Annotated in this window: 21 protein-coding genes; 6 read left to right on the top strand and 15 right to left on the bottom strand. The window is 68.0% G+C overall.

Annotation, left to right across the window (positions count from 1 at the left end; translation table 11 throughout):
* Window positions 1-33: 33 nt before the first annotated feature.
* The 13 genes from hisG to K2W61_RS07485 all read right to left on the bottom strand — a co-directional run bounded on the left by hisG (window position 34) and on the right by K2W61_RS07485 (window position 11,257).
* Window positions 34-708 (bottom strand): ATP phosphoribosyltransferase, encoded by a 675-nt coding sequence (gene hisG, locus K2W61_RS07545; protein ID WP_175133382.1) that lies wholly within the window; start codon window positions 706-708, stop codon window positions 34-36.
* Window positions 705-1,973, bottom strand: coding sequence for a UDP-N-acetylglucosamine 1-carboxyvinyltransferase (murA, locus tag K2W61_RS07540; protein WP_175140294.1), 1,269 nt, complete (start codon window positions 1,971-1,973; stop codon window positions 705-707). Before murA ends, hisG begins: the two co-directional genes overlap by 4 nt.
* Before the next feature lie 2 nt (window positions 1,974-1,975).
* Complete coding sequence (locus K2W61_RS07535; protein ID WP_006388061.1) at window positions 1,976-2,221, bottom strand: BolA family protein; 246 nt, start codon at window positions 2,219-2,221, stop codon at window positions 1,976-1,978.
* 5 nt (window positions 2,222-2,226) lie between these two features.
* On the bottom strand, window positions 2,227-3,039 hold the full coding sequence (locus tag K2W61_RS07530; RefSeq protein ID WP_175133380.1) for an ABC transporter permease: 813 nt from the start codon (window positions 3,037-3,039) through the stop codon (window positions 2,227-2,229).
* Entirely contained in the window at window positions 3,036-3,833 is a 798-nt protein-coding gene (locus tag K2W61_RS07525) for an ABC transporter ATP-binding protein (RefSeq protein ID WP_175133379.1), read from the bottom strand. The genes K2W61_RS07530 and K2W61_RS07525 overlap by 4 nt, the downstream gene beginning before the upstream one ends.
* 174 nt (window positions 3,834-4,007) lie before the next feature.
* Window positions 4,008-4,637: an MlaC/ttg2D family ABC transporter substrate-binding protein gene (locus K2W61_RS07520; RefSeq protein ID WP_175133378.1), complete on the bottom strand. Its 630-nt coding sequence runs from the start codon at window positions 4,635-4,637 to the stop codon at window positions 4,008-4,010.
* Window positions 4,638-4,675: 38 nt separating this feature from the next.
* On the bottom strand, window positions 4,676-5,482 hold the full coding sequence (locus K2W61_RS07515; RefSeq protein WP_175133377.1) for an MlaA family lipoprotein: 807 nt from the start codon (window positions 5,480-5,482) through the stop codon (window positions 4,676-4,678).
* 86 nt (window positions 5,483-5,568) lie between these two features.
* Window positions 5,569-6,048: an outer membrane lipid asymmetry maintenance protein MlaD gene (mlaD, locus tag K2W61_RS07510; protein WP_175133376.1), complete on the bottom strand. Its 480-nt coding sequence runs from the start codon at window positions 6,046-6,048 to the stop codon at window positions 5,569-5,571.
* Window positions 6,049-6,061: 13 nt separating this feature from the next.
* A complete protein-coding gene (mlaE, locus tag K2W61_RS07505; RefSeq protein WP_175133375.1) occupies window positions 6,062-6,850 on the bottom strand; it encodes a lipid asymmetry maintenance ABC transporter permease subunit MlaE in 789 nt (262 codons plus the stop codon).
* Window positions 6,847-7,683: an ABC transporter ATP-binding protein gene (locus K2W61_RS07500; RefSeq protein WP_175133374.1), complete on the bottom strand. Its 837-nt coding sequence runs from the start codon at window positions 7,681-7,683 to the stop codon at window positions 6,847-6,849. The genes mlaE and K2W61_RS07500 overlap by 4 nt, the downstream gene beginning before the upstream one ends.
* 274 nt (window positions 7,684-7,957) lie before the next feature.
* Window positions 7,958-9,019 (bottom strand): NAD(P)H-dependent flavin oxidoreductase, encoded by a 1,062-nt coding sequence (locus K2W61_RS07495; RefSeq protein WP_236755361.1) that lies wholly within the window; start codon window positions 9,017-9,019, stop codon window positions 7,958-7,960.
* 19 nt (window positions 9,020-9,038) lie between these two features.
* On the bottom strand, window positions 9,039-10,016 hold the full coding sequence (locus K2W61_RS07490) for a Bug family tripartite tricarboxylate transporter substrate binding protein (protein ID WP_175133372.1): 978 nt from the start codon (window positions 10,014-10,016) through the stop codon (window positions 9,039-9,041).
* A 20-nt stretch (window positions 10,017-10,036) separates the two neighbouring features.
* Window positions 10,037-11,257, bottom strand: coding sequence for a YbfB/YjiJ family MFS transporter (locus K2W61_RS07485; RefSeq protein WP_236755360.1), 1,221 nt, complete (start codon window positions 11,255-11,257; stop codon window positions 10,037-10,039).
* A 65-nt stretch (window positions 11,258-11,322) separates the two neighbouring features.
* Here K2W61_RS07485 and K2W61_RS07480 point away from each other — a divergent pair, with 65 nt between their 5' ends.
* On the top strand, window positions 11,323-12,195 hold the full coding sequence (locus tag K2W61_RS07480; RefSeq protein ID WP_236755358.1) for a LysR family transcriptional regulator: 873 nt from the start codon (window positions 11,323-11,325) through the stop codon (window positions 12,193-12,195).
* 17 nt (window positions 12,196-12,212) lie between these two features.
* Here the strand turns inward: K2W61_RS07480 and K2W61_RS07475 are convergent, their stop codons facing one another.
* Together K2W61_RS07475 and K2W61_RS07470 are read right to left on the bottom strand one after the other, a co-directional pair.
* On the bottom strand, window positions 12,213-12,854 hold the full coding sequence (locus tag K2W61_RS07475; protein ID WP_236755357.1) for an OmpW/AlkL family protein: 642 nt from the start codon (window positions 12,852-12,854) through the stop codon (window positions 12,213-12,215).
* A gap of 130 nt (window positions 12,855-12,984) precedes the next feature.
* Window positions 12,985-13,902: a LysR family transcriptional regulator gene (locus K2W61_RS07470; RefSeq protein WP_175133368.1), complete on the bottom strand. Its 918-nt coding sequence runs from the start codon at window positions 13,900-13,902 to the stop codon at window positions 12,985-12,987.
* A gap of 258 nt (window positions 13,903-14,160) precedes the next feature.
* On the opposite strand from K2W61_RS07470, the gene K2W61_RS07465 reads away from it, so the two are divergent.
* From K2W61_RS07465 to K2W61_RS07445, 5 genes are read left to right on the top strand one after another with little or no spacing between them, the layout of a single operon-like run.
* Complete coding sequence (locus tag K2W61_RS07465) at window positions 14,161-14,931, top strand: 5-oxoprolinase subunit PxpA (RefSeq protein ID WP_175133367.1); 771 nt, start codon at window positions 14,161-14,163, stop codon at window positions 14,929-14,931.
* 37 nt (window positions 14,932-14,968) lie between these two features.
* On the top strand, window positions 14,969-15,211 hold the full coding sequence (locus K2W61_RS07460) for an acetyl-CoA carboxylase (protein ID WP_175133366.1): 243 nt from the start codon (window positions 14,969-14,971) through the stop codon (window positions 15,209-15,211).
* 3 nt (window positions 15,212-15,214) lie between these two features.
* Entirely contained in the window at window positions 15,215-16,603 is a 1,389-nt protein-coding gene (locus K2W61_RS07455) for an acetyl-CoA carboxylase biotin carboxylase subunit (protein WP_236755355.1), read from the top strand.
* On the top strand, window positions 16,600-17,475 hold the full coding sequence (locus K2W61_RS07450) for a 5-oxoprolinase subunit B family protein (protein WP_175133364.1): 876 nt from the start codon (window positions 16,600-16,602) through the stop codon (window positions 17,473-17,475). Before K2W61_RS07455 ends, K2W61_RS07450 begins: the two co-directional genes overlap by 4 nt.
* Complete coding sequence (locus tag K2W61_RS07445; RefSeq protein ID WP_175133363.1) at window positions 17,465-18,454, top strand: 5-oxoprolinase subunit C family protein; 990 nt, start codon at window positions 17,465-17,467, stop codon at window positions 18,452-18,454. Before K2W61_RS07450 ends, K2W61_RS07445 begins: the two co-directional genes overlap by 11 nt.
* The last annotated feature ends 79 nt before the right edge of the window (window positions 18,455-18,533 follow it).

Here is an 18,533-nt window from a genome sequence, read left to right as displayed (position 1 = left end):
GGCGGCGGCCGCGCCGGGGCGCGGCGGCCTGGGTCAGGCGTTGCGGGAAGCGGCGCGCTCGAAAGCGTCCAGCAGCGGTTGCAGGCGTTCGCCGCGGGTCTTGAGCGCGGCCTGGTTGACGATCAGGCGCGAGGAGATCGGCATGATGTCCTCGACCGCGACCAGGTCGTTGGCGCGCAGCGTACCGCCGGTGGACACCAGATCCACGATGCAATCGGCCAGGCCCACCAGCGGCGCCAGTTCCATCGAACCATACAGCTTGATGATGTCGACGTACACACCCTTGGCCGCAAAGTGTTCACGGGCTGACTGCACGTACTTGGTGGCCACGCGCAGGCGCGCGCCCTGGTGCACCGCGGCCTCGTAGTCGAAGCCGTTGCGCACGGCCACGGCCAGGCGGCACTTGGCGATGTTCAGGTCGATCGGCTGGTACAGGCCCCCGGGCTGCTGCGCGGCGTGCTCGATCAGCACGTCCTTGCCGGCGATGCCGAGGTCGGCCGCGCCGTACTGCACGTAGGTGGGCACGTCGGAAGCGCGCACGATGATCAGCCGCAGGCCGGGATCGCTGGTCGGCAGGATCAGCTTGCGCGAGCTTTCGGGATTCTCGGGCACCTCGATGCCGGCTTCGGCCAGCAGAGGCATGGTTTCTTCGAAGATGCGCCCCTTGGACAGAGCCAGGGTCAGGGGGGCGAGCGGGGCATTGCTCATGCCGATTCCTTGCCGGTAACGCGTTGAATGTTGGCGCCCAGGGCGCGCAGCTTGACTTCCATCCGGTCGTAGCCGCGATCCAGGTGGTAGATGCGGTCGACCAGTGTGTCGCCGTCGGCGGCCAGGCCGGCGATGACCAGGCTGGCCGAGGCCCGCAGGTCGGTGGCCATGACGGTCGCGCCCGACAGGCGGGGGATGCCGCGGACGATGGCGGTATGGCCGTCGATGTCGATGTCCGCGCCCATGCGGCGCAGTTCCTGCACGTGCATGTAGCGGTTCTCGAAGATGGTCTCGACGATCACCGAGGTGCCCTCGGCCACCGTATTCAGCGTCATCAGCTGGGCCTGCATGTCGGTGGCGAAGCCGGGGTACTCGTGGGTGCGGAAGCCGACGGCCCTGGGGCGCGTGGACATGGCGCCGCGGATCCAGTCGGGCCCGGTCTCGATGGTCAGGCCGGCCTCGGTCAGCTTGTCCAGCGTGGCGCCGAGAATGCCGGCGTCGGTGTTGCGCAGCATGATGTCGCCGCCGGCCGCGCCCACCGCGCACAGGAAGGTGCCGGCCTCAATGCGGTCGGAGATCACGCGGTGCGCGGCGCCGTGCAGGCGCTCGACGCCGTCGATCACGATGCGGTCGGTGCCGTGGCCCTGGATGCGGGCGCCCATCTTGATGAGCAGTTCGGCCAGGTCCACCACTTCGGGCTCGCGCGCGGCGTTTTCCAGCACGGTCTGGCCGTCGGCCAGCACCGCGGCCATCAGCAGGTTCTCGGTGCCGGTGACGGTGACCATGTCGGTGCGGATGGAAGCGCCCTTCAGGCGCTTGGCGCGCGCCACCACGAAGCCGTGCTCGATGCTGATGTCGGCGCCCAGCGCCGCCAGGCCCTTGATGTGCTGGTCCACCGGCCGCTGGCCGATGGTGCAGCCGCCCGGCAGGCTGACGCGGGCCTCGCCGAAGCGCGCCACCAGCGGGCCCAGCACCAGGATCGAGGCGCGCATGGTCTTGACCAGGTCGTACGGCGCTTCAAGGCTGTCGACGCGGTCGGCCTGCAGGGTGACGATGCCATCGCTGCCGCGTTCGGCGCGCACGCCCATGCGGCCCAAGAGGCGCAGCATGGTGGCGGTGTCGTTCAGGTGCGGCACATTGGAGATGGTCAGCGCGTCGGCCGTCAGCAGGCCGGCGCACAGGATCGGCAGGGCCGAGTTCTTGGCGCCGGAGATGGCGATCTCGCCGTGCAGTTTCGCGCCGCCGGTAATGCGGAGTTTGTCCATGGTCACTTGCCCGCCTGGGCGTATTCAGCCGGGGTCAGGGTGCGCATCGACAAGGCATGGATCTCGGCCTTCATGCGGTCGCCCAGCGCCGCGTAGACCAACTGATGGCGCTGGATCAGGCGCTTGCCTTCGAAGGCCGCGCTGACGATGACCGCGTCGAAATGCGAGCCGTCGCCCTGTACGTCGAGGTGTTCACAGGGCAGGCCGTCCGCGATGTATTGGCGGACTTGCGCGGGAGTGGGAAGCATGGACGTCAGTTCCTGAGTTTGTAGCCGCTGGCCAGGAGCCGCAGCGCATAGATCGAAAGCGCGAGGAACACCCCCGTCACCACCGCCAGGCTGCGCCAGGGGGAGACGTCCGACACCGAGAAGAATCCGTAGCGGAAACCGTCGATGGTGTAGAAGATGGGGTTCCAGTGGGACACCCCCTGCCAGAAGGCCGGGAGCGTATGGATGGAATAGAACACGCCGGACAGGAAGGTGGCCGGCATGATGAGGAAATTCTGGAACGCCGCCAGCTGGTCGAATTTTTCGGACCACAGGCCGGCGATCAGGCCGAGCACGCCCATGATGCCGCAGGCCAGCACCGCGAACAGCAGCAGCCACAGCGGGTTGGACGGCACCAGCGAGACGAAGAACAGCGCCACCAGCCAGACGCACAGGCCCACCGCCAGCCCGCGCACCACCGCCGCCAGCACGTAGGCGGCGAAGATGTCACGGTGCGACAGCGGCGGCAGCAGCATGAACACCAGGTTGCCGGTGATGCGGCTCTGGATCAGCGACGACGACGGGTTGGCGAAGGCGTTTTGCAGCATGCTCATCATCATGAGCCCGGGGATCAGGAACGCGGTGTACGGCACGCTGCCATAGACCATGACGCGCCCTTCGAGCACGTGGGCGAACACCAGCAGGTACAGCAGCGCGGTGATGACGGGCGCGGCGATGGTCTGGAAGCTGACTTTCCAGAAGCGCAGCAATTCCTTGCGCAGCAGGGTCGGAAAGCCCGAGCCCGCGTCCAGGCGGGGCTGCACCAATGGCTGGTTGGCGTTGGCGGCGGACTGCGTCATTGCGAAATCTCTTCAGGTTGCGGCGTGTCGTCCTGGTGCATGATGCGCACGAAGGCGTCTTCGAGATCGACGCCGCCGACACGCGCCAGCAGCGCCTGGGTGGTGTCCAGCGCCACGATGCGGCCGCCCTTGAGCATGGCGATGCGGCCGCACAGGGCTTCCGCCTCTTCCAGGTAGTGGGTGGTCAGCATGATGGTGTGGCCGGCCTTGTTCAGGCGCGAGATGAATTCCCACAGCGTGCGGCGCAGGTCGACGTCGACGCCCGCGGTGGGTTCGTCCAGCACGATCACGGGCGGGCGGTGCACCAGCGCCTGCGCCACTAGCACGCGGCGCTTCATGCCGCCGGACAGCGCGCGCATGTTCGCGTTGGCCTTGTCGGCCAGCCCCAGGTTGAAGAGGATCTCGTCGATCCAGTCGTCGTTCTTGCGCAGGCCGAAGTAGCCCGACTGGATGCGTAGCGTCTCGCGCACCGTGAAGAACGGGTCATAGACCAGTTCCTGCGGCACCACGCCCAGCGACCGCCGTGCCGACTTGTAGTCGGCCACGACATCGTAGCCACAGACGCTGGCGCGGCCGGTGGTGGCGCGCGCCAGGCCGGCCAGGATGGAAATCAGGGTGGTCTTGCCGGCGCCGTTGGGGCCGAGCAGGCCGAAGAACTCGCCGTGCTCGATGTTCAGGCTGACATTGTCCAGCGCCTGGAAGCCGGCGCCGGGCGCGCGCCCGGTGAGCCTGTCCCAGCCGCTGCGGCGCGGCGAGTAGATTTTGGAGACGTTCTCAAGACTGACGGCAGACATGACGGCGGCGAGGGAGCCCGGCAAAGAGCGAATTGATCATTATATAAGCGCCCCGTTACCCGAGGCGCCGATAGCCCCGGCGGCCGTGGGGGCGGACGGGAGTGAATTGTCCCCAAAATAACTGGCCCGGCGGGCCGCAAGGCGCGCCGGGCCGGGAACAGCCTGGACCCTGACCTATTGGTTGCGCTGGTTCAGCGCCTGGATCAGGCCGTCGATGCCATTCTGGTTGATCTGCTGGGCGAACTGGTTGCGGTAGTTCTCGATCAACCAGATGCCTTCGACGTTCATGTCGTAGATCTTCCAGCCCTGGGGCGTTTTTTCCAGGCGGTAGTCGACGCCGGTGGGTTGGCCATTGGACTGGCTGATGAGCGTGCGCACGACCACGTCGTCGGCCTTGGGGTCGCCGCGGAACGGCAGGGCCGTGATCTTGGTGCTGGACGTGACGCGGGTCAGCGCGCCGCTGTAGGTGCGCACCAGCGTGCCGCGGAACGCATCGGCCAGGGCCGTCTTCTGCTGCTCGGAGGCTTGGCGCCAGTAGCGGCCAGCCGCCAGGCGCGTGGTCTTCTGGAAGTTGACGTAGGGCAGGATGTGCTCGTTGACGACCTGGTTGATGAGGGCCGTGTTGCCCGCCTTGGCGGCGCCGTCGGCCTTCAGGACGTCCAGGGTCTCATTGGCCACGGCCAGCACGAACTGGTCCGGCGCGCTGTGGGCGTCGGGTTGCGCCTGCGCGGCGGCCGAAGCCGCCAGACCCAGCAGACCGGCAAACGCCAGACGCTGGAGCAGGGGGAAAAAAGAAAACCGCATGGAAACTCCTTGCTGTACTGAAAACGCGATCCAACAGCTTACTTGGTCGCGGGATTCGTCACGGGGGCGGGGGCGCCCTTGGCCTGGCCGGCGCCGGAGCCCTCGTCGTCCTCGTAGTTGGGCAGGTTGGATTCGTCATCCGCGCGCTGGCCGTTCACCATGGCGGCACGGCGTTGCAGATAGGCATCGCGCACGAAGCTGTACGGGTCGAGCGCCACGCGGTCGATGGTGTCGGTGGCGTTGAGCAGGCTGGCGCGGGTGTCGACCACTTCCAGGCCCCACAGCGAGTTGCGCAGCGGCACGTTGTCGATGGCGCTCACGCCCATGTAGCCATGCATGCGGCCCTGCCAGTCGCCGATCAGGCCGACGCCATCGCGCACGCTGGACGAGCCGAAGAACGGCAGCACCAGGTACGGGCCCTGGCCCAAGCCCCAGACGCCCAGGGTGGTGCCGAAGTCGTTGGGGATCTTGCGCGCGCCGTTGGCCGAGGCGACGTCGAAACAGCCGCCCACGCCCATGGTGGTGTTGAACAGGAAACGGCCGAGCGTGTTGACGAAGTCGTGGCCGCGGCCCTGCAGGAAGCTGTTGGTGCCCGACCACAGGTCGCCGACGTTGCTGAAGATGTTGTGCACGCAGCTGCGCACCGGTTCCGGCGTGACGTAGGTATAGGCCTGCGCCACCGGCTTGAAGACCGCGCGGTCGACGGTGTCGTTGAACTTGTAGACGCCGCGGTTGAAGCCTTCCCAGGGATCGCGCGGATCCGGCTGTTGCGGCGCGGCGCAACCCGCCATCAGCGCCCCGGCGGCGGCGATGGTGGCGATTCGGGAGAGAGCGTTCTTGTTCATGATCAGGGCATCCCTATCAACAGATTTGTATTCTTATTGCAGCGTGCGTCAAGCGGCGGGTTGTTGCCGCGCGTGACGGATCCTCTTTAATTTGCCGGCGCTTTCGTGCCTTCCTTCTCGGCCGACCCATACAGGAACTTGCTGATCAGCTGTTCCAGCACGATGGCGCTCTGGGTATAGCGGATCTTGCCGCCATCGGCCAGGTTGTTTTCGTCGCTTCCCGGCGTCAGGCCCAGATACTGCTCGCCCAGCAGGCCAGACGTGAGAATGGCGGCGGAAGAGTCCTTGGGAAACTGGTAGGCGGTCTCCAGGTTGATCGCGACCACCGCCTGGAAGGTCTTGTCGTCAAAGGAAATCTTGGCGATCCGTCCCACCACGACCCCGGCGCTTTTCACGGGGGCCCGCACCTTGAGGCCGCCTACGTTATCGAAATTGGCCGTCAGCGTATAGGTGGGCGCGAAAGAAAAGGTGCTCAAGTTGCCGGCGCGCAACGCCAGGAACGCCAGCGCGGCCGCGCCCAGCAAGACGAACAGGCCTACCCAGAAATCGGTTTTTTCACGAGACATGATCGATCCGTAATCAGTTTCCAAACATCAAGGCGGTGAGCAGGAAGTCCAGCCCCAGCACCGCCAGCGAACCCACCACGACCGTACGGGTGGTGGCGCGGGCGACGCCCTCGGGCGTGGGCTTGGCCTGCCAGCCCTCGTACAGCGCAACCAGCGTCACCGTGACGCCGAACACCAGGCTTTTGATGACGCCGTTGGCGACGTCGTCCCAGACATCGACGCCGCCTTGCATCTGCGACCAGAAGGCGCCGGCGTCCACGCCGATCATCAGCACCCCGACCACCCAGCCGCCCATGATGCCCACCATGGAGAACACGGCGGCCAGGATCGGCATGGCGATGATGCCGCCCCACAGGCGCGGCACCAGCACACGCCGCATCGGGTCGACCGCCATGACTTCCATGGCCGACAGCTGCTCGCCGGCCTTCATCAGCCCGATCTCGGCGGTCAGGGAGGTGCCGGCGCGCCCGGCGAACAGCAGCGCGGTGACCACCGGGCCCAGTTCGCGCACCAGCGACAGCGCCACCAGCAGGCCGAGCGATTCCTCGGCGCCGTAGCGGTTCAGCGTGTAGTAACCCTGCAGGCCCAGCACGAAGCCCACGAACATGCCGGACACGGCGATGATCAGCAGCGAGTAGTTGCCGATGAAATGGACTTGCTGCGACACCAGCCGCGGCCGCGACAGCGCGATGCCGCTGCGCGCCAGCATGGCGCCGAAGAACCGGGTGAAGTAGCCGATGCCGGCGATGCGGGTGCGTACCCAGCCGCCCAGCGCGCCCACGGCGTTGTTGGATCCGCTCATGCCTTGCGCCCTTGTTGTTGCGAAAGCCACTTCTGGAAAGCCGGCGTTTCGGGATACTGGAACGCGACCGGGCCGTCGGGTTCGCCCTTGAGGAATTGCTGCACGTAGGGGTCCGGCGAGGACGACAGGCTGTCCGGCGTGCCGGCGGCCTTGAGTTGGCCCTGTCCCACCAGATAGACCTGGTCGGCGATGGCGAACGACTCGTGCACGTCGTGGGTGATGAGCACCGAGGCGCAGCCCAGGCGGTCGGCCAGGCTGCGGATCAGGCGGGCGGTGATGCCCAGCGAAATCGGATCGAGGCCGGCGAAGGGCTCGTCGTACAGAATGAGTTCGGGCTCCAGCACGATCGCGCGGGCCAGCGCCACCCGGCGCGCCATGCCGCCGGAGATCTCGGCCACCTTCAGGTGGGCGGCGGCGCGCAGGCCGACGGCGTCGAGCTTGTCCAGCACGCGGGTGGTGATCTCGGATTCGGCCAGGCTGGTATGTTCGCGCAGCGGGAAGGCGACGTTTTCGAACACGTTCAGGTCGGTGAACAGTGCGCCCTGCTGGAACAGCACGCCCATGCGCTTGCGCAGGGACTGCAACCCGGCCGGCGTGGCCTGGGCGATGTCCTGGCCGAACGCCCGCACCGTGCCTTGTTGCGCGGTGAGCTGGCCGGTGGCGGCCCGCAGCAGCGTGGTCTTGCCCGAGCCCGAGCCGCCCATGATGGCGACCACCTGGCCCGGACGCGCTTCCATGGAAATGTCGCGCAAGACGGTGAAATCGCCGTAGCCTAGCGCCACACCTTCCAGGCGCAGGGCGAATTCCGGGGTGCTGCGGGTTTGATCGGGCATGGGCAACAAACGGGTGTTTCGGTGGCGGATGCCCTGCCGCCGCGCTCGTGCGGGGCGGGAATCCGGCCGGCGCGAGCGAGACGGGCTGCGTCGGGAAGCGCCCTGTTACTCATATGCCGGGGACGCGGAAAAACCAGTCGCACCCGGCGGCGAGGGGCCATTGTAGCCCGACCAATTGTCACCGCAGTGGGATATGCCTGTTCGTGGAACAGTGTTTTCGCCATTAGGAACAATCCGAGCCGTCCCGGCCCGTTCCCACCCCGCCGCGGCGGTGTCAGGCGTGGCCGCGCGCGGCGGCCGTCTCGCGTACCAGCCGTGCCATCAGGGCAGCGGTGCTTTCACGGCGTGCCAGGGGCGCGCCCTGCCCGGCCCACAGCGACAGGACGGCAATATTGCCAGCCTTGCCGCCAGCGGTGCGCATCGGCCGGGTCAGGGCGTTTTGCAGCGGGTATGGCAGGATATCGTCTGATAGTTGGTCGGCGTCGCGCATGAAGGCGTTTACGATCCCGCGCGCCGGCCGGCCGGAAAAGGCCCGGGTGATGCGCGATTGTTCCGGCCGGGAGGCCGGCAGCACCGCCTTGTAGGCCTCGCCGATACCGGCTTCATCGGTGGCCAGGAAGGCCGTCCCCATTTGCGCCGCGGCGGCGCCCAGGGCCAGCGCGGCGGCGATGCCGCGGCCATCCATGATGCCGCCCGAGGCGATCACCGGGACCGACACCGCGTCGGCCATCTGCGGCACCAGGGCCATGGTGCCGATCAGCGAATGCTCGAAATCGTCCAGGAAGGTGCCGCGATGCCCGCCTGCCTCGGCGCCCTGGGCCACGATGGCATCGACTCCGTCCTGTTGCAGCGCTACCGCCTCGCGCACGGTGGTGGCGGTGCCGACCGTCAGGATGCCCAGTTCGCGGCAGCGCGTCAGTGCGGCGGCCGGCATGCGGCCGAAGGTGAAGCTGAAGACGGCCGGACGCAGCCGCAGCACTGCCTCGATCTGGCCGGGCAGCGGGTCGGGTTGCGGCCCGGGCGCCACGGGGGGCGGCAGGCCGAGCTGGGCATGGTAGCGCGCCAGCAGCGCCAGCATGCGGCTGGCATCGCCCGTGAATGCGGCCTCGGGGACCGTGGCGAACAGGTTGATGGCGAATGGCCGGTCGGTGCGCTGGCGGATCGCGGTGACGGCCGCCTCGATCTGTTCAGGGCTCATATAGGCGGCCCCGAGGGAACCCAGACCCCCCGCCTTCGACGCCTCCGACACCAGTTCCACCGTCGTCGCGCCGCCCGCCATGGGCGCCTGGATGATGGGGTGGTCGAGCGGGAGCCGGTCGAGCAGGCGGGATGTCATGGGGATACTCCTGGTTGGTTTACTGGAGCTGGATGTTTCCAGCCTTGATGACCTGCGCCCACTTGGCCGTTTCATTCTTGATGAAGGCGCCGAATTCCTCGGGCGTGCCGCCGCCGGCCTGGCTGCCGGTGTCGGCGATGGCCTTTTGCACGTCCGCTTCCTTCAGGATGCGGTTGAATTCGGTGTTGAGCTTGGCGATGATGGGCGCCGGCGTGCCGGCGGGGGCGACGATGCCCTGCCAGTTGTACGACTCGAAGCCCGGCAGGCCGGATTCGGCCATGGTCGGCACGTCCGGCAGCACCGCCAGACGCTGGGCCGACGTCACCGCGATCGGGTGGATCTTCTTGCCCTGGATGGCGGGCAGCGCCGAATACCCCATCTCGAACATCATCGAGATATGGCCGCCCATCAGGTCGGTCGCGGCCAGGCTGCCCCCCTTGTAGGGGACGTGCACGATGTCGATCTTGGCCTGTTCGCGGAACATTTCGCCGGACAGGTGGTGCGCGCCGCCCACGCCGGACGAGCCGAACGACAGCTTGCCTGGCTGTTTCTTGGCCAGGGCGATCAGGTCGGCCAGGGACTTGACCGGCAGCTCGTTGTTGACGCTCAGCACCAGCGGGCTGGTTTCGATCAGGATGATGGGGGCCAGGTCCTTTTGCGGGTCGTACGGCATGTCCTTCATCAACGACGGGTTGACCGCCATCGGCGCCAGGTTGCCGGTGCCGATGGTGTAGCCGTCGGGGGCGGCCTTGGCGATCAGGTTGGTGCCGACCACGCCGCCCGCGCCCGCCTTGTTCTCGACCACGATCGGCTGGCCCAGCGACTCGCCCAGCTTGCGCGCCAGCAGGCGCACGCGGGTGTCGGCGAAGCCGCCCGGCGCGTAGGGCACGATCATGGTGATGGGCTTGGTGGGCCAGTCGGTGGCTTGGGCCTGGGCGGTGCCGCCGAGGGCGGCGCAGGTAGCCAGGGCGGCGATCAGGGGACGGAACGATTTCATGCTGGGGTGACTCCTCATTCTTAATGTGGTGGTTCCTGGGAACCCATCGCATTATGCCCAGCGTTGCTGCCCGCGGCGCTGATTTTTCCCAAGCGCCAGGCCGACAGCGCCAACAGGACCGCGCCGCCGGCCAGCACCTGCGGCAGCGTCGCGCCCCAGCGCGCGGCGCCCGAGGCCAGCAGCGGCCCCACGATCTGCCCGGCGGCGAACGCCGAGGTCATCACGGCGGCGGCCCGCGGCGCGGCGGCCCCGGCCAGGCGCTGGGCCACCAGCATGCCCGATTGTGTAATGACCATGAATGTGCCGCCGACCAGCAGCGCCGCGACAATGACGGCGGTGATGTTGTGCCACAGCGCGACAGCCAGCATGCCCAGCGCCATCAGCGCCTGCGCGCCGCGCCACACCGTCTTGTCGTCGCGGGCCCGGGCCACGCGCGGGGCCAGCAGGCAGGACAGCGCGGCGGCCAGGCCGAACAGCGGCCAAGCCCAGCCGAACACCGCGGGATCGGGGATGATCTCGCGCGCCATGGCCGGCAGGAAGGTGGCGGGGATGATGTAGCCGGCGCCGAACACGCCGTAATGCAACGCCAGCCGGCCCAGGCCCGGCGGCAGCGGCCCCGGGGCCGGCGCGGCGCCCTGCGGGCGGGCCGCCGCCGGCTGTTTCAGGCCGGCCCAGGCCAGTGTCGACAGCGCCAGGGTCAGCGCGCCCAGCGCGGTCCAGTTGGCATTGGCGCCGGCGCCTGCGGCCATCAGCGCCAGACAGGCCAGGCCTGTCAGCGCGATGCCGGCGCCGACCCCGGCGTAGGTGATGGCTGCCACCGCCGGCGCGCGCGGGTCGCCGGGACCCACGCGCCGCGTCGCGGCCACGCAGATGAAAGCGCTGGCGCTGCCGTAGCCCGCCGCCAGCCGCAGCAGGCTCCAGGCCAGGACGCCATGGCACCAAGGCATGGCCAGCGTCAGCAGCGCCACGGCCAGCAGGCTGGCGGCCAGCGTGGCGCGCGGATGGCGTGGCGGCCGCGCGGCGGCGGCCAACGCACCCAGCAGATAGCCGGCGTAATTGGCCGAGGCCAGCCAACTGCCCTGCGCCAGCGACAGGCCGGCTTCCTGCGCCATCAACGGCCAGATCGGCGTGAAGGCGAAGCGGCCGATACCCATGGCGGCGGCCAGCGCCAGCGCGGCCGGCAAGGCCAGGGCGAAGGCGCCGCGCGGGCGGGCGGGATCAGGGGAGATAGCGCTTGACATGGCTCCCACTCTACGGCTGTACTCATATCTTGAATAGTGAATTATTAAGAACTAGAGTTCTTGAAATGAGAAACTTGGACCTCGACGCGCTGCAGATCTTCAAGGCCGTGGCCGAACAGGGCGGCGTGGCGCGCGCCGCCGCCCACTTGAACCGGGTGCAGTCAAATGTGTCCACGCGCCTGAAGCAGTTGGAAGCCTCGCTGGAGGCGCCGTTGTTCCGGCGCCAGAACCGGCGTCTGGTGCTGTCGGAACAGGGGCGCGTGCTGCTGTCCTACGCCGACCGGTTGCTGCGCCTGTCGGCCGAGGCCCAGGCGGCGGTGCGCGACGGCGCGCCGCAAGGCCTGCTGCGGCTTGGCACTATGGAAAGCACGGCCGCGGCGCGCCTGCCGCCGATCCTGGCGGCCTATCACGCGGCCTGGCCGCAGGTGCGTATCGAGCTGGTGACGGGCACCTCGGGCGCGCTGGCCGCCATGGTGCGCAACTACGAGATCGAGGCCGCGTTCGTGGCGCAGCCGTTCGAGTCGCAAGGGTTGGCGCAGCAGCCGGCGTTCGACGAAGAGCTGGCCCTGATCTCGCCGCTGGCCTGGCCCGCGATCCATGGCCCCAAGGATGTGGGCGAGCGTAGCGTGATCGCGTTCGCCGCGGGCTGCTCGTATCGCCGCATCCTCGAATCATGGTTCGGCCAGGATGGCGTGGCGCCGGGCAAGGTGATGGAGTTCGCGTCGTACCACGCCATCGTCGCATGCGTGGCGGCGGGTTCGGGCGTGGCGATCGTGCCGCGCTCGGTGCTGGCGCTGCTGGGCGCGGAGCCGTCGCTGCGCGTGACGCCGCTGTCCGGCAAACACGGCCGTGCGCAGACGCGATTGATCTGGTGCGCGGACGACGAAACGCCTGCATTGCAGGCGTTGCGGCAACTACTGGCGCAGCGGCGCCAGTAGCCTGGGGCGGGAGGCGATCAGAAGCGGTAGCCGACGCCCAGCGTGGCGACCCACGGGTTGATGCGGGCGGTGCCGATGTGCTCGCCGTTGAGCTTCACCTTCGACTTGATGTCGATGTAGCGGATGTCGGCGTTCATGAACCAGCGTTCATTGATCTTGATGTCCGCGCCCAGTTGCGCGGCCACGCCCCAGGAATCGCCCATCTTCAGGTCGGAACCCTTGAGCGCGCCCTCGGCCTTGGTGTCGAAGAACTTGGTGTAGTTGATGCCCACGCCGATGTACGGCTGGACCATGCTGTCGGGCAGGATATGCCATTGCAGGCTGAGTGTCGGCGGCAGCTGCTTGCTGGAACCGATCTTGCCCAGGCCGCTGCCGCGCACGTCGTGCTGGAACGGCCAGGCGCCCAGCAGCTCGATGCCGATGTTGCGCGTGGCCATGTAGGCCAGCGTGAAGCTGGGGCGCACGTTGTTGCTGGCGTCGAGCTTGACGCTGCCGTCGAGCACCGTGCCGTTGTTGGACGTGGGACGCACCTGGGTGGCGCCGACCCGGAACAGGATATCGCCGGCTTCGTGGGCGTGGGCGGGGGCGGCAAGCATCAGGGGGGCGCCGCAGGCAGTGGCCAGGGCCAGGGCGCGGGTGCGCCGATACATCGCGAACATTTTCCTCTCTCCGTGTATTGCGTGAATGCAGGCACTCAGGTTCGCAGAGGCGGGAAAAGCCGGTCTTGACGTGTATCAAGCGGGGACATGGCGCGTGGTTGCTGCGCCACAACTGCGCGCTGAATCGGACTCAGCGCAGGGTGTCGGTGCCGCGCGGCACCGCATACGCATGGCGGAAATAGTCGCGCACGGCGCGCATGGGTCCGGTGACCTCGGCGCCCTTGCGCCATGCCAGCCCCACGTTCATCGGCGGAATCGGGTCCTTCAACTGGATGGTCTCGATGCGGCGGCCTTCCAGTGACCAGGGGCGATAGACCATGTCCGACAGCACCGCCACGCCGCCGCCGTTGGCCACCATGCTGCGCACCGCCTCGACCGACGACGTGCGCAGGCGCACGTCCGGGCGGAACGGCGTCTCGCTCCAGTAGCGCAATGCGGTATGCGCGGCCTCGTCGACGGTCAGCATGATGAATGGCTCGTGGGCCACGTCTTCCAGTGTCACGGTGTCGCGCGCCAGCAGCGGATGGCGCGCCGCCACCCACAGCCGCCGCGGCGAGCCGAAGAAGTGTTCGACCGCCAGTTCCGGGTTCACCACGTTCGAGGTCAGCAGCACCGCCATGTCGTAGCGGTGCGCGATCAGGCCTTCCTCGATGGCGTTGCGGTTCAGCTCGTGCAGTTGGATGTCCAGGTTCGGATAGAGCTGCGACAGGCGCTGCAGGTGATAGGGCAGGAAATAGCCAATCACGGTGTAGGACGCCGCCAGCAGCAGACGCCCGCTTTCGCGCCCATCGGCGCTGGGCATGCGCAGCGCCTCGTCGACCGACGACAGGATGTTGTAGGCATGGTTGAGGAAGCCGCGCCCGGTCTCGGTCAGCGCCACCCCGCTGGCGCTGCGCAGGAACAGCGGCGAGCCGACGATGTCCTCGAGTTCGCGGATCGCCGTGGTGACGGCCGATTGCGAGATCGCCAACTGGATGGCTGCCTGCGATATCTGTCCGAGTTCGGCGGCGGCGACGAAATATTTGAGCTGCCGGAGGGTGAGTGACATGGTGGAAATATCTGATTAATAGATAGTCATCCACCAGAATATCTGTTTATCCGCATCACAGGGGTGCAGCGAATCTCAGGGAAATCCCTGAAATTTCATAGGAATCTGGCAATCGCCCTGATTTGGTGCGCAATGTGGGGCATCAAAAATTCAGATAAGCATTGATCCAAAAAAAGAACTTTTTATCCCCTGGGCGCTTCGCTACTGTGCAGGCATTGCGCGGGCCACCGGCCCGCAAATGGAAGGAGATCCTGTTTCATGAGCAAGGCGACGATAGACCTGAACTCCGACATGGGCGAGGGCTTTGGTTCCTGGAAGATCGGCGATGACGTCGATGACGCCATCATGCCGCTGATCAGCTCGGCCAACATCGCCACCGGCTTTCATGCCGGCGATCCCAACATCATGAACCGCACCGTGGTGATGGCGCGCGAACACGGCATCGGCATCGGCGCGCATCCGGGCTTTCGCGATCTGGTCGGCTTCGGCCGCCGCGACCTGAACGAGAACGCCGAAGGGCTGGTCAACGACATCGTCTACCAGGTCGGCGCGCTGCGCGAGTTCGCCCGCCTCCATGGCCTGCGGCTGCAGCACGTCAAGCCGCATGGCGCGCTCTACATGCGGGCCGCGCGCGACGAGACCCTGTCGCGCCGGCTGGTGCAGACGCTGCGCGACCTGGAGCCCACGCTGATGCTGTATTGCATGGAGAACTCGCTGACCTGCAAGGTGGCGCGCGAAATGGGCCTGCCGGTGGTGCGCGAGTTCTATGCCGATCGCGACTACGACAGCAGCGGCTCGATCGTGTTCACGCGCTACACCCAGGCGCTCGATCCGGAACAGGTGGCCGACAAGGTGCTGCGCGCGTGTACCGAAGGCAAGGTGCGCACCGTGGACGGCCGCGATATTCCGATCGGTTTCGATTCCGTTTGCATCCACAGCGATACCCCCGGCGCGCTGGCGCTGGTGCAGGCCACCCGGGCCCGCCTGGAGGCGCGCGGTATCCGCATCGCGCCGCCGCAACTGTCCTGATCCGCCCAACATTCCTACACATTCCAAGGAGAAAACCATGTCGCAGCAAGAGATCCAGAGCCCCCTGCCCGGCACCTTCTATCGCCGTCCCAGCCCCGACGCCGCGCCGTTCGTCGAGGTCGGCGCCAGCGTCAAGCCCGGCGACGTGGTCGGCATTGTCGAGGTGATGAAGCAGTTCAACCAGATCGAGGCCGAGATCGGCGGCGTGGTCGCCGAGATCCTGGTGGCCGACGGCGATCCGGTCGAACCCGGCCAGGCGCTGCTGCGGATCGAGGGCTGAGGCATGGGCGTGCAATCCTTCTACCGTCCCCGCCGCATCCACACGCTGCTGGTCGCCAATCGCGGCGAAATCGCGCTGCGCGTGATCCGCGCCGCGCGCGAACTGGGTATGCGCACGGTGGCCGTCTATAGCGATGCCGACCGCGACGCGCTCGCGGTGCGCCTGGCCGACGCGGCCGTGCATATCGGGCCGGCCCATGCCAGCCGCAGCTATCTGAACGCCGACGCCCTGCTGGCGGCGGCGCGCGAGAGCGGCGCCGACGCGATCCATCCGGGCTATGGCTTCCTGGCCGAGAACGCCGACTTCTCCCAGGCCGTGACCGATGCCGGCCTGGTGTTCGTCGGCCCCGACGCCCGTACTATCCGCAGCATGGGCGACAAGGCCGCGGCGCGCGCCTGCGCCAAGGCGGCGGGCGTGCCCACCGTGCCGGGCAGCGAGGGCGTGGTCGGTTCGCTGGACGAGGCCCTGAGCCACGCGGCGCAGATCGGCTATCCGCTGATGATCAAGGCGTCCGCCGGCGGCGGCGGACGCGGCATCCGCGTGGCGGCCGACGAGGCGCAACTGCGCGAAGCCATCCCTATGGCGCAGGCCGAGGCGCGCGCCGCGTTCGGCGACGGCGGCGTCTATCTGGAACGCTACCTGCCGCGCGCGCGCCATATCGAAGTGCAGGTGCTGGGCGACGGCACGCGCGCGGTGCATCTGTTCGAACGCGAATGCTCGCTGCAGCGCCGCCGCCAGAAGGTGTTCGAGGAAGCGCCGTCGCCGGCGCTCAGCCCCGCGCTGCGCCAGGCGTTGTGCGAATCGGCGTTGCGCCTGACCGAATCGGTGTGCTATCGCGGCGCCGGCACGCTGGAATACCTGTACGACGAGGTCCGCGGCGAGTTCTACTTCATCGAGATGAACACGCGCATCCAGGTCGAGCATCCGATCACCGAGGCCATCACCGGCATCGACCTGGTGCGCGAGATGCTGCGCATTGCCGACGGCGAACCGCTGCGCCTCGCGCAATCGGACATCGTCATGCGCGGCGCCGCCATCGAATGTCGCCTGAATGCGGAAGACCCGGCGCGCAATTTTGCGCCTGGCCCCGGCACCGTGTCGCACGTGCGCTGGCCGGCCGGCCCGGGGGTGCGCATCGACTCGATGGTGTACGCCGGCAGCGTGGTGCCGCCCTATTACGATTCGCTGCTGGCCAAGCTGATCGTCTGGGACGAGGATCGCGCCGCCGCGCTGGCGCGCATGGCGCGGGCGCTGGACGAAACCGAATTCGAAGGCGTGCCGTCGACGCTGGCCCTGCACCGCGCCCTGGTGGCCGACGCGGGCGTGATCGCGGGCGACTATCACACCAACTATCTGGAAAGCTGGATGCAGCAGCGGGAGGGAACCCAATGACGGTGCGCTACACCCATGGCGGCGATGAATTCATCTTCGCCGAGATCAGCGAATCGATGTCGCTGGCTGCGTTCTTCAAGGGCATGGCGATCACCCGTGCCCTGCGCGAACGCGCCGTGCCCGGCGTCAGCGAGATTTGCCCGGCCAACGCTTCCTACCAGATCCGCTACGACCCCGAGCAGGTCGCGCCCGAGGCCATGCTGGCCATCCTGCGCGAGATCGAGGCTTCCATCGACCTGGACAACCTGCGGCTCGACACCCGCATCATCGAGGTGCCGGTGCTCTACAACGACCCCTGGACTCACGAGACGCTGATGCGTTTTCGCGAGCGCCACCAGGACCCGGACTCGACCGACCTGGAATACGCCGCGCGCATCAACGGTTTTGCGGATGTCGACGAGTTCATCGCGGCGCATTCCAGCGCGCCCTGGTTCGTGTCGATGGTCGGCTTCGTGGCCGGCCTGCCGTTCATGTTCCAGATGGTCGAGCGCGAGCGCCAGCTCGAAGTGCCCAAGTACCTGCGGCCGCGCACCGACACGCCCAAGCACACGGTGGGGCATGGCGGCTGCTTCGCCTGCATCTATTCCGTGCGCGGCGCCGGCGGCTACCAGATGTTCGGCGTGACGCCCGCGCCGATCTTCGAGCCGGCCCAGCGCCAGGCGCACCTGCGCGATTCCATGGTGTTCTTCCGTCCCGGCGACATCGTCAAGTTCAAGCCGATCAGCCGTGCCGACTATGACGCCGCGGTGGCCGAGGTCGAGGCCGGCACCTTCCGGCTCGACATCCGCCCGGTGTCGTTCTCGCTGGCCGAATTCATGGCCGCGCCGCAGCAGTACAACGCCCGCCTTCTGGAGACGCTCCATGTCGCATGACGAACCGCTCATCGAAGTGATCAAGCCCGGGCTGGCGACGTCGGTCCAGGACCGTGGCCGCCAGGGCTACTACCACCTCGGCATTCCGCCGTCGGGCGCGCTCGACCAGTACGCGCTGGCCGCCGCCAACCTGCTGGTGGGCAACCCCGAGGACGCCGCCGTGCTGGAATGCACGCTGATGGGCCCCGAACTGCGCTTCACGCGCGCCGCGGTGATCGCCGTTACCGGCGCCACCATGGTGCCCAGGATCGACGGCCAGGCGCAGGCCTGCAACGTCGCGCTGGCGGTGCCGGCCGGCGCCCGGTTGTCGTTCGACTTCGTGCAGGCCGGCGCGCGCGCCTGCCTGGCGATCGCCGGCGGCATCGACGTGCCCGAGGTGCTGGGCAGCCGCTCGACCTACACGCTGGGCGCCATCGGCGGCTTCGAGGGTCGCCGCCTGCAGGCCGGCGACCGCCTGCGCGTGGGCGCGCCGCGTCCCGGGGCGCGGGCCGGCCGCGCGCTGCCGGCGGAACTGGCCGGCGAATGCCCCAAGGAACAGGTGCTGCGCGTGGTGCCGGGTCTGTACGACCACCGCCTGATGCCGGAGTCGGCCGCCTCGTTCTACGAGGACGCCTGGAGCGTGACCTCGGAGGCCGACCGCATTGGCTACCGCTACAAGAAGGGACGGGCGCTCAAGTTCCAGCCGCGCGAGCAACCCTTTGGCGCGGGGGCGGACCCGTCCAACATCGTCGATGCCTGCTATCCGATCGGGTCGATCCAGGTGCCGGCCGGGGTGGAACCCATCATCCTGCACCGCGATGCCGTTTCCGGCGGCGGCTACGCCATGATCGGCACGGTGATCAGCGCCGACCTGGACAAGGTCGGCCAGATGCAGCCCAACCAGCAGGCCCGCTTCGAGCGCATCACGCTGGCGGCGGCCTTGCAGGCCCGCAAGGACTACCGCGCCCGCCTCGAACGCTTGCGCGCCGCCCTGGGCTGATCGCCGCCCCGCTTTCCCGTTGATTGCCGCTTTCCCTCCGGCCTGTCGCGACAGGCCGGGCGGGCGCGCTCGCGCCTGT

Origin of the sequence: Achromobacter pulmonis, from assembly GCF_021733725.1 — a bacterium.
Taxonomy (GTDB): Bacteria; Pseudomonadota; Gammaproteobacteria; order Burkholderiales; family Burkholderiaceae_B; genus Achromobacter; species Achromobacter pulmonis.
Note: the sequence above shows the minus strand (reverse complement) of the source record. Positions and strands in the feature narration are given on the sequence as shown.

Coding starts and splice junctions, on each gene's coding strand:
- hisG (WP_175133382.1), bottom strand. CDS start 708: ATGAGCAATGCCCCGCTCGCCCCCCTGACCCTGGCTCTGTCCAAGGGG.
- murA (WP_175140294.1), bottom strand. CDS start 1,973: ATGGACAAACTCCGCATTACCGGCGGCGCGAAACTGCACGGCGAGATC.
- K2W61_RS07535 (WP_006388061.1), bottom strand. CDS start 2,221: ATGCTTCCCACTCCCGCGCAAGTCCGCCAATACATCGCGGACGGCCTG.
- K2W61_RS07530 (WP_175133380.1), bottom strand. CDS start 3,039: ATGACGCAGTCCGCCGCCAACGCCAACCAGCCATTGGTGCAGCCCCGC.
- K2W61_RS07525 (WP_175133379.1), bottom strand. CDS start 3,833: ATGTCTGCCGTCAGTCTTGAGAACGTCTCCAAAATCTACTCGCCGCGC.
- K2W61_RS07520 (WP_175133378.1), bottom strand. CDS start 4,637: ATGCGGTTTTCTTTTTTCCCCCTGCTCCAGCGTCTGGCGTTTGCCGGT.
- K2W61_RS07515 (WP_175133377.1), bottom strand. CDS start 5,482: ATGAACAAGAACGCTCTCTCCCGAATCGCCACCATCGCCGCCGCCGGG.
- mlaD (WP_175133376.1), bottom strand. CDS start 6,048: ATGTCTCGTGAAAAAACCGATTTCTGGGTAGGCCTGTTCGTCTTGCTG.
- mlaE (WP_175133375.1), bottom strand. CDS start 6,850: ATGAGCGGATCCAACAACGCCGTGGGCGCGCTGGGCGGCTGGGTACGC.
- K2W61_RS07500 (WP_175133374.1), bottom strand. CDS start 7,683: ATGCCCGATCAAACCCGCAGCACCCCGGAATTCGCCCTGCGCCTGGAA.
- K2W61_RS07495 (WP_236755361.1), bottom strand. CDS start 9,019: ATGACATCCCGCCTGCTCGACCGGCTCCCGCTCGACCACCCCATCATC.
- K2W61_RS07490 (WP_175133372.1), bottom strand. CDS start 10,016: ATGAAATCGTTCCGTCCCCTGATCGCCGCCCTGGCTACCTGCGCCGCC.
- K2W61_RS07485 (WP_236755360.1), bottom strand. CDS start 11,257: ATGTCAAGCGCTATCTCCCCTGATCCCGCCCGCCCGCGCGGCGCCTTC.
- K2W61_RS07480 (WP_236755358.1), top strand. CDS start 11,323: ATGAGAAACTTGGACCTCGACGCGCTGCAGATCTTCAAGGCCGTGGCC.
- K2W61_RS07475 (WP_236755357.1), bottom strand. CDS start 12,854: ATGTTCGCGATGTATCGGCGCACCCGCGCCCTGGCCCTGGCCACTGCC.
- K2W61_RS07470 (WP_175133368.1), bottom strand. CDS start 13,902: ATGTCACTCACCCTCCGGCAGCTCAAATATTTCGTCGCCGCCGCCGAA.
- K2W61_RS07465 (WP_175133367.1), top strand. CDS start 14,161: ATGAGCAAGGCGACGATAGACCTGAACTCCGACATGGGCGAGGGCTTT.
- K2W61_RS07460 (WP_175133366.1), top strand. CDS start 14,969: ATGTCGCAGCAAGAGATCCAGAGCCCCCTGCCCGGCACCTTCTATCGC.
- K2W61_RS07455 (WP_236755355.1), top strand. CDS start 15,215: ATGGGCGTGCAATCCTTCTACCGTCCCCGCCGCATCCACACGCTGCTG.
- K2W61_RS07450 (WP_175133364.1), top strand. CDS start 16,600: ATGACGGTGCGCTACACCCATGGCGGCGATGAATTCATCTTCGCCGAG.
- K2W61_RS07445 (WP_175133363.1), top strand. CDS start 17,465: ATGTCGCATGACGAACCGCTCATCGAAGTGATCAAGCCCGGGCTGGCG.